This is a genomic window from Candidatus Cloacimonadota bacterium (genome assembly GCA_020532355.1).
In the GTDB taxonomy this organism is placed as follows: Bacteria; Cloacimonadota; Cloacimonadia; order Cloacimonadales; family Cloacimonadaceae; genus UBA5456.
The window spans coordinates 1-8,672 of record JAJBBD010000040.1 but is presented as its reverse complement, the minus strand read 5'-3'; the positions used below and the strand labels follow the sequence as shown (position 1 = coordinate 8,672).

Below are 8,672 nucleotides of genomic sequence, written 5' to 3'. Positions count from 1 at the left end.
CTATTGCAGATACAGCAAGGGTTTTAGGCAGAATGTATGATGGCATTGAATATCGTGGATTTGGTCAGGAAATAGTTGAAGAATTAGCAAAGTATTCCGGAGTGCCAGTTTGGAATGGTCTTACCGATCAAGATCACCCCACACAAGTTTTAGCAGACTTTTTAACTGCAATGGAGCACTTGAATAAACCTCTAAATGAGATGGTGTTTGTCTATGCCGGAGACGGGCGCAACAATGTGGCCAATGCACTTATGATTGGTGCTTCGAAAACCGGAATGGATTTTAGAATAGTGAGCCCAAAATCTCTTTTCCCAGAGAAAACTCTATTGAAAAAGTGTAAAGATGCCGCACTGGAAAGCGGTGCTAAGATCTCAATTACAGAAGATATAGCTAAAGGCGTGAAAGGTGCAGATGTAATATACACAGACGTTTGGGTGTCTATGGGAGAACCGGATAGTGTTTGGGAGAAACGAATTAAACTGCTTAAGCCTTATCAAGTAAATGTCAGTATGATGAATAAGACAGGGAATCCACATACTTTATTTATGCATTGTTTGCCAGCATTCCACGATCTGAATACCAAAGTAGGCAAAGAAATCAATGCAAAATTTGGTCTTACCGCCATGGAAGTAACCGATGAAGTATTTGAGGGTCCTAATTCCGTAGTTTTTTACGAAGCCGAAAACAGGATGCATACTATTAAAGCAATAATGGTAGCAACTTTAGGGCAGTAAATTTCATCTATAGTATCGAGTATAAAGGACATCAGAAAGATGTCCTTTTTTGTTTGCCCAGAATGATTATTTTTGGTTTATGACGAATATTCAACTCGGTGTATGAGCTTTTCTATCCGGAAACAAAATGAGGAAAGGTGCGATCTATTAATTGTGCTCACGTTCTCATTTTGATTGATGCCGATGATATCCCATATTCTATTAGGTGTTAGGACATAACAAAGAAATATGCAAATACTCCAAAACGAGATATGTGTCTACCCTGCATTGCACCCCACTTCTTTCTCTATTCGTTTGCTCTATTTCTGCTCATTATCTCCTCATGAGATGAGGACATTATGAGGGAAAGATAAGCGAAGTGCGAGGGATTGCAATGGCTTAGCTTCATAGAATCGTTAGTACTTTCTAACAAGTTCTCCATTATTGATTTAGAGATAACTCATTGATTATGAGAATGTAAGCACCGGATGAAATGTCTTTCTTTTGTTACAGAGAAAGACTATCTCCGGTATAGATATTGTTTAGAGCGCTGCACAAAAAAGAGATCATTCGCTACTTATGATGTGCAGGAGATTTACAAATCGACCCTAATAGTATTGAAGAGTGATGCATCTAGTTAAGAATAATGAACCATATACTCTGGAGGATGCTTAAATTGCATATTTGGAATGTACTTTGCATACTGTAGAAAGTAAGAAATTAAAACCAATCATTAAGGTCGAATTATGAAAAAAATTGCTATCACTCTTGGACTAGTTCTGGTATCTGTAATGCTTGTTGCAGGCGTTACACAACACTATCAAATGGAGAATCCAAAAATTGAGAAAAGTTCATTGGGTTTAAAAATTAAACTCAGCGGTGCACAAAGCTATGGCCAAGCCGGCGAACCAGATTTGCCTTATTTTGGTTTTAGCATACTTTTACCGGAGGCAAATGAGGCTAGTTCTATTCAGGTTAGGCGTGAGAATCCCGTTGTTTATAAATTTAGTGAAAAAGTAGCCCCTATTCAACCTCAATACCCATTTTCACATGGCGTGCTGGAGAAGCCAGTTGAGGCTAGTATGAGCATATACTCATCTGAGAGTGCTTTTCCTAAGAATACGACTAAGGGATTGAGGACAGAGTTTTTATGCGGACATCCCATCGCATTCGGAGCAGTATCACCTTTTGAATATTATCCGGTTAAAGATGAACTGGTATTTTATCGCGAGATATGGATCGACATAGAATACAAGCCGGGTTTACAAGCTCAAAAGGCCTTGTCCTTACTTAAAAAGGATCCGTTTGTTAGTAGAAGAATAATGGATAGTGTGGATAATAAAAGTATGGTTCCCACATACAGAACATATCGGGATGCGGGGATTGAGTATCTTATGATAATTGACGCTGAAAAGATTGGTAATTGGCAGCCCTTAGCAAATTATTATGAGAATATTGGTATGTCTGTTAGTATGAAAGCCGTTTCGGAAATTGAAGCATCGATGCCTGGTATTGACCTACAGGAAAAGATTAGAAATTATATTATTTCTATATTCCAAGAAAACCCGTTGCGTTATGTTTTGTTAGGTGGAGATACAGATGTAATCCCGCATCGTGGTTTTATGGTTTCTATGGGAGACGAGGGGGAGACTGATTATGATATTCCAGCAGACATGTATTATTCAAATCTGGATAGTAACTGGAATGATGATATGGACGATTACTGGGGCGAGATGATGGAAACCGATTTAGTAGCAGAGGTGGCAGTAGGACGGATTTGCTATAACAATGATACTGAGATATCCAACCAAATAAACAAGATCTGCTTATATCAAATGTTGCCTGTGGAAGATGCTATTAAAACTGCAAGTTTTGTGGGTGAATGGTTATGGGATGGCCCAACTTGGGGTGGTGACTATATGGATGAAATGATTGGAGGCTCGAATGCTAACGGATATACTACTATAGGAGTACCTCCAGATTGGGAAATAAGCACGTTGTATGATAGAACTTATGGTTATTCTGACGCATGGGGAAGCACCCAAATTAGACCATTTTTATCTGAAGGTGCAAACTTGGTAAACCATCTCGGACACTCTGCCACGACTTACAATATGAGGCTTTCCAATAATCAGGTATCGGATAGTAACATTACCAACAGTAACTATTCTATCTATTTTACTCAGGGCTGCTATGCTGGAAGTTTTGATAACCGGGATACATCTCCTGGCAGTTATACTGCAGATTGTATTACTGAGAAATACACATCAGTAACCAAAGCGGCTGCTGGAATGATTGCACATTCTAGATACGGATGGGGAATGCAGGGGTCTACAAATGGTGCCAGTCAGCGGTATCACCGCGAGTATATAGATGCCATTTTTGGAGAAGGAATCCACGATTTGGGTTATACATTAGTAGACTCAAAAGTGGATAATATTTCTTATATGACCAATACCCCAGTATTGTATTGGGTATGTTACGAAACCAACCTTTTTGGCTGTCCTGCAATGCAGATCTGGAGCGATACACCACAAATGATATTGGCAGATTTACCTAATGCATGGATGGTGGGATTAAACGACTACACTATAAGTAGCAACGCTGCTAATGGGCATTTGCGCATAAAATTGGGCGATGAACTGATCCATGAATCCTATGCCGATGAATTTGGTACGTTTCAGATCCAGCTTACTCAAAACCTTGTTCCGGGCACTTATCAAATGTATATTAATGCTCCGAATTATTATTCTTACAATACATCAATATATGTAACTGCAAGCCAGATGCCATACATTGTTTGTAATGAAGTTCTCAATAGCGATGAGGATGGCTTACTTCATACAGGCGAGATATTAAGTCTCTCGGCTACAATTAAAAACATGGGCATGGTTGATCAAGAAGGTTCTGGCACAATAAGTATAAGCAGTTCATCGCAAAATATTGAGGTTTTACAAGGAACATATTCATTTTCGAATATTGCTGCCGGGGATAGCCTTATAGTAAGTGAGGCTTTCCAGATTCAAATAGTTGGCTCTTTTGCCGATCAGAGTGTGGCAAATCTTATATTTACCGCAAATTATGGTGAGTATGAAACAAGTTCTCTTCATAGCATAGTTCTTGCAGCTCCAAGATTATCGTTGGAAAGCTATCAAGTAAGTTCTGACGGCATGTATGTGGTACCTGGTGGAACAGCTTCAATAAGCTTTAATTTAGAAAATAGTGGCAGTGGAAATGCGCATAACCCAATTCTATTAATCTTCCCTGAAGATCCTCAATTGAGCACAAGTGAATTCGAGATTATCCTTGATCCGATTAACTCTGGTGAAGTTATATCATTTAATAATGTGTTAACAGTGAATGTTGCAGAAACTGCCGAAATGGGAGCATCTCTTGCCATTGGATACATTATCTCTGCAGAAAATGGAAATAGTATAGATGGTAGCTTTTTAGTTAATATCGGTTTGATGAGCTATGGCTTTGAGCCCGATATTCAGAATTGGACTAGCGAACAATTGAATTCCCAATTTGTAAATCAATGGCATCGCACTTCTTCCCGAAATATTACAGAAGGCGGAGAGTGGTCTATGAAGTTTGGAGGTAGTGGAACTTCACAATACGCTTCCAGTGCTTATGGTGCATTAGTCTCACCGGATATTACAGTATATCCGGGCAGTTCCCTGAAATTTTGGCATTGGATGGATGCAGAAGATCATGATGATTATCCCAACAGAGCATGGGATGGTGGATTGGTGCAGATGTCAGTTAATGGTGGAGGATGGAGTGCCATTGAGCCAGTTGGGGGGTATCCGCAAACCATTTATAACAATCCTGATTCTCCTTTTGCTTCGGGAACACCAGTTTACTCGGGAACTTTTTCATGGACTGAAGCAGAATTTCCTCTGGGAAATGTGTCTGGAGAAGTTCAATTTCGTTTTGTCTTTGGAAGTGATGCGTATGTTACTGGTGAAGGTTGGTATATAGACGATATTAGAGTTGAAGGATCAAGTAATAGTAATGACGAAACAGTTGTTCCCATTGCTATCAGTTTAGCACAAAACTATCCCAATCCCTTTAATCCCAATACTAACATAGCATTCTATTTGCCAAAATCGGCCAAGGTTCGCTTAAGCGTCTACAATCTAAAGGGTCAATTAGTAAAAGATTTGGTAGATAAAGATTTACCTGCTGGGCAAAACATATTTAATTGGAATGGTACAGATAATAATGGCAGCCTTGTTGCCAGCGGCATCTATAGTTATCGATTACAGAGCGAAAATCAGAGCATAAGCAAAAAGATGATATTAATGAAATGAAGCGATACCTTGTTTTGACTGGTGCCGGAATCAGTGCTGAATCCGGCATCAGCACGTTTAGGGATTCCGGCGGCTTATGGGAAAACCACAGAGTAGAGGATGTTGCCAGCCCTGAAGGTTTTATCCGAAATCCTAAGCTAGTATGGGAATTCTATAAACAGCGATTCAATCAAGCTATGCAGGTAAAGCCCAATCCTGGTCATCTGGCGTTAAAAAAGTTAGAAGATAAACTCGAGAATGGATTTCATCTTATTACACAAAATGTGGATGGATTGCACTTTAAGGCTGGAAACAGGAGAGTCCTGGAAATGCATGGTAGTATAAATAGATGTTTTTGTACCTCCTGTAATAAAAGGTTTATGATTGAGGCAATAAACTTAGAAGAAGATTTACCTTTATGCTCTCAATGCGGGAGTTACTTGCGCCCAGATATTGTATGGTTCGGAGAGATTCCATATTTCTTGCATGAGATCGAAGAAAACCTAAAATCTTGTGATGTGTTTATGATTATAGGAACCAGTGGGACAGTATATCCTGCTGCAGGATTTGTAATGACAGCAAAACTCTTTGGGGCAAAAACAATAGCCGTAAACTTAGATAAACCGGATAATCTTGGGTTCATAGATGAATTCTATCAAGGGAAATCCGGTGAATTATTACCAGAAATAGTTGATGGAATAATAGGAAGTGCAGAGTGAATGATGATCTTTGGTTTGGACCAGACTTCATGGTTGAAGACGAGGAAGAACAGAAAAAAAGCCTTAGAGAAGGCGAGCTTCGTGAAGTAGCCGTTCTTTTTGCCGATATTAAAGGATTTACTAATATCTCCAATCTTTTTGAGCCAGAAGTTATCCATGCAAAAATGGATGACATTATGAAGATATTTAGCCGTTGCATTAGTTTTTATGGTGGCTTTGTAGATAAATACATCGGAGATGGAATAATGGCTTTATTTGGTGCAAAAAAGGCTACTGAACAAGATACACAGCGGAGTGTGCTGGCTGCCATTAAGATGCAGGAACAACTTCGGTTGTATAATAAACTGCTCAACCGAGAACAAGGTTTTGAATCTGTTGAATTGGGATTGCGGATAGGAATCAACACAGGTTTGGTGTCTGTAGGAAAAGTAGGAGAATCCCGTGAAGGTGATTTTACTGTATACGGTCCTCAGGTAAACCTTGCCAGTAGAATGGAGAGTAATGCCCCGGTTAATCGAATCATGCTTCCAAATCGAACTAAGCAGTTGGTAGAGCACATATTTGATTTTGAGAGTAAGGGTCCCGTAAACGTTAAAGGCATGGATCAACCTATTGATTGTTGGCTTGTTATCGGGCAGAAAAGTTCCTTCCATGTATCAAAATCATCAGTGTTTATTGGTAGGCAAGCCGAGCTAAAAGAACTTACCGAAGCGTTTAATATGGCAAAAAGCGGCACCAGAGTTATCGGAATTAAAGGGGATGCGGGAATTGGAAAAAGTAGACTTCTACAAGAGTTTTGTATTTCTAAGCAAGCGGCATTAATTTTACAGGGACGTTGTTCAAGCATAAGTCCAACTCCATTCAATATGTTTGTTCGTATTATTGAAAGCTATTTTGAGATATCGCACAACAGCACTACAGCACATAAAAAAGAAAAACTAATAACAGGTATAACCAAACTATCCAAGCTCAACAATCACCCAGATGACGTATTGGATTGTTTGCCGTTATTGGCATTTTTACTTGAAATCAAAATTCCGGATGCTAGAATTGAACAAAAAGGTAAAGACCTTCTGAATCATATCTTAAGAGCAATGGAGACAGTATTAATGGCGATAGTTTCTAGCGCTCAGTCCCAATCTAAAGACATCATAATGATTCTAGACGATATTCACCTTATTGATGAATCTAGCGCTCACACACTAGAATTTCTTTTGGCAAGATTTGAACAAAATCATATTCCAATTCTGATTATTGCATTGTATAGATTGGATTATCCAATTTTGGAAGCAATAACAAATCACTCATCTTTTAAGGTAATGGAATTGGAGCCACTTGATGCAGCTCAGATAAATGAATTACTTAACAGCTATAACCAAACTAAGAACTTAAACAAAGAAACTCTTAAGCTGGTGAGCGAACTATCTGCCGGTAATCCTTTTTATCTGGAAGAATGGTGTAATTACATTAGTAATCTGCCCCAAACGGATCTTGATGAATATCCTGTACCGGGCAATTTGCATGCTTTGATCTTATCCCGACTAGATGCTTTACCTCAACATCTGCGTTTACTTCTTCACAAGGCTTCAGTTATAGGAAATGAGTTTTTTGTGGAGATTTTGCGAGAAGTAGAATCTAGATTGGACGACCCTGTTAATCTGGAAAGCACGCTGGGCAAGCTGGAAGAGCATTCTTTAATAATGAAGCTTTTAGGCTTTGATTTCTCGACCTATTTTTTTAAACACATTACTACCCGTGAAGTAGCATATCAAACATTACTATTACAGAACAGGAAGTTACTGCATGAACTCACGGCTGCTGCCATAGAAAAACTGTTTGCGGATAACTTAGAGGATTTTATCTTTGCTCTGGCAGATCACTATATTAAAGCAGAACTGCCCCAAAAAGCGATACCTCACCTAAAACTAGGAGTAGATAAAGCTGCAAAAAGTTTTGACAATTCTTTGGCTCTCAAATTAGGGAAAACTCTCTTAGGCTATTTAACCGATCCCGTAGAAAAAGCAGAATTGCAGATCAAGCTTGCAGATATATACTGGCTTACCGGGAAATGGGATGAGGCAGATGCTTTGATACAGGAAGCAAAACAATATATACCAGATGAGACCATCCTATACTGCGAATTGCTGAGATTTATTGGTGTAGCAGCTTTTTATAAAGGAAACTTTGAGCTTGCGATTAGGAGTTTTGAAAAACAATATCAAACCGCAGTTAAGCTTGATGATAAACTTCAGATCTGCATTGCCCAAAACAACTTAGGTATTTGGCATCAGCATCATAAACAACATGAAGAAGCAATAAATTTCCACAACCAAAGCCTGAAACTTTCTCAAATGTTAGAAGATAAGCAACGCGAAGCTAAAACACTCTCTAATTTGGGGTTAATCTATTTAGCGCAAGGTAATGGTGAAAAAGGATTTGATGCATTTTCGCAAAGTCTGAGTATAAGCAAAGAATCCAAGTTCTTACGCGATGAATCTATTGCACTGGGTAATCTTGGATGGTGCTGTTATGAATTGCAGAGATTAGATGAAGCAAAGATGTGGTTTTTGCAAAAACTTGAGCTTGCTACAAAAATGAACGATAAGCTTGAGATCATAAATGCCTTGGGAAATCTGGGCAATATCAGTTTCGATACCGAAGATTTTAATACTGCCTTAAAGTATTATAGTAGAAGCTTAGCGTTAAAAGAGCAATTAGGAAACGAGCAGGAGATAGAACGCAGTCGCAATGCTGTAAATATCTGTAAACAGAAACTTGCAGAAACAAAAAGCTAAAGATTACTCTTTTGAACGAGGTTTGAGACTACTATTAGCAACAATCCGATAATTGTAGCCGGATGGATAGATTCCTTCAGGATGCTTTGAATAAAGAACATCGAGATAAACGGACTTAAAAAGATTAGATTGGATATTTTGGCAGTGTTG

At 38.8% G+C, this 8,672-nt stretch carries 5 protein-coding genes; 4 read left to right on the top strand and 1 reads right to left on the bottom strand.

The features are described 5' to 3' along the window. The 4 genes from argF to LHW48_01100 form a co-directional block, all read left to right on the top strand. The coding region (argF, locus tag LHW48_01115) for an ornithine carbamoyltransferase (protein ID MCB5259063.1) at positions 1–734 on the top strand (734 nt) is incomplete at its 5' end. A gap of 725 nt (positions 735–1,459) precedes the next feature. Continuing rightward, entirely contained in the window at positions 1,460–5,029 is a 3,570-nt protein-coding gene (locus LHW48_01110; protein MCB5259062.1) for a C25 family cysteine peptidase, read from the top strand. Then, on the top strand, positions 5,026–5,727 hold the full coding sequence (locus LHW48_01105) for an NAD-dependent deacylase (protein MCB5259061.1): 702 nt from the start codon (positions 5,026–5,028) through the stop codon (positions 5,725–5,727). The genes LHW48_01110 and LHW48_01105 overlap by 4 nt, the downstream gene beginning before the upstream one ends. After that, entirely contained in the window at positions 5,724–8,522 is a 2,799-nt protein-coding gene (locus LHW48_01100) for a tetratricopeptide repeat protein (GenBank protein MCB5259060.1), read from the top strand. The genes LHW48_01105 and LHW48_01100 overlap by 4 nt, the downstream gene beginning before the upstream one ends. Here the strand turns inward: LHW48_01100 and LHW48_01095 are convergent. Next, positions 8,519–8,672, bottom strand: a 154-nt coding sequence (locus LHW48_01095; GenBank protein ID MCB5259059.1) for an EamA/RhaT family transporter, incomplete at its 5' end; no start/stop codon positions are given. The two genes, LHW48_01100 and LHW48_01095, sit on opposite strands and share 4 nt — an antisense overlap.

Bases quoted from the DNA above. Each gene is read 5' to 3' on its own strand.
- LHW48_01105 (MCB5259061.1), top strand. From the start codon at position 5,026: ATGAAGCGATACCTTGTTTTGACTGGTGCCGGAATCAGTGCTGAATCC.
- LHW48_01110 (MCB5259062.1), top strand. From the start codon at position 1,460: ATGAAAAAAATTGCTATCACTCTTGGACTAGTTCTGGTATCTGTAATG.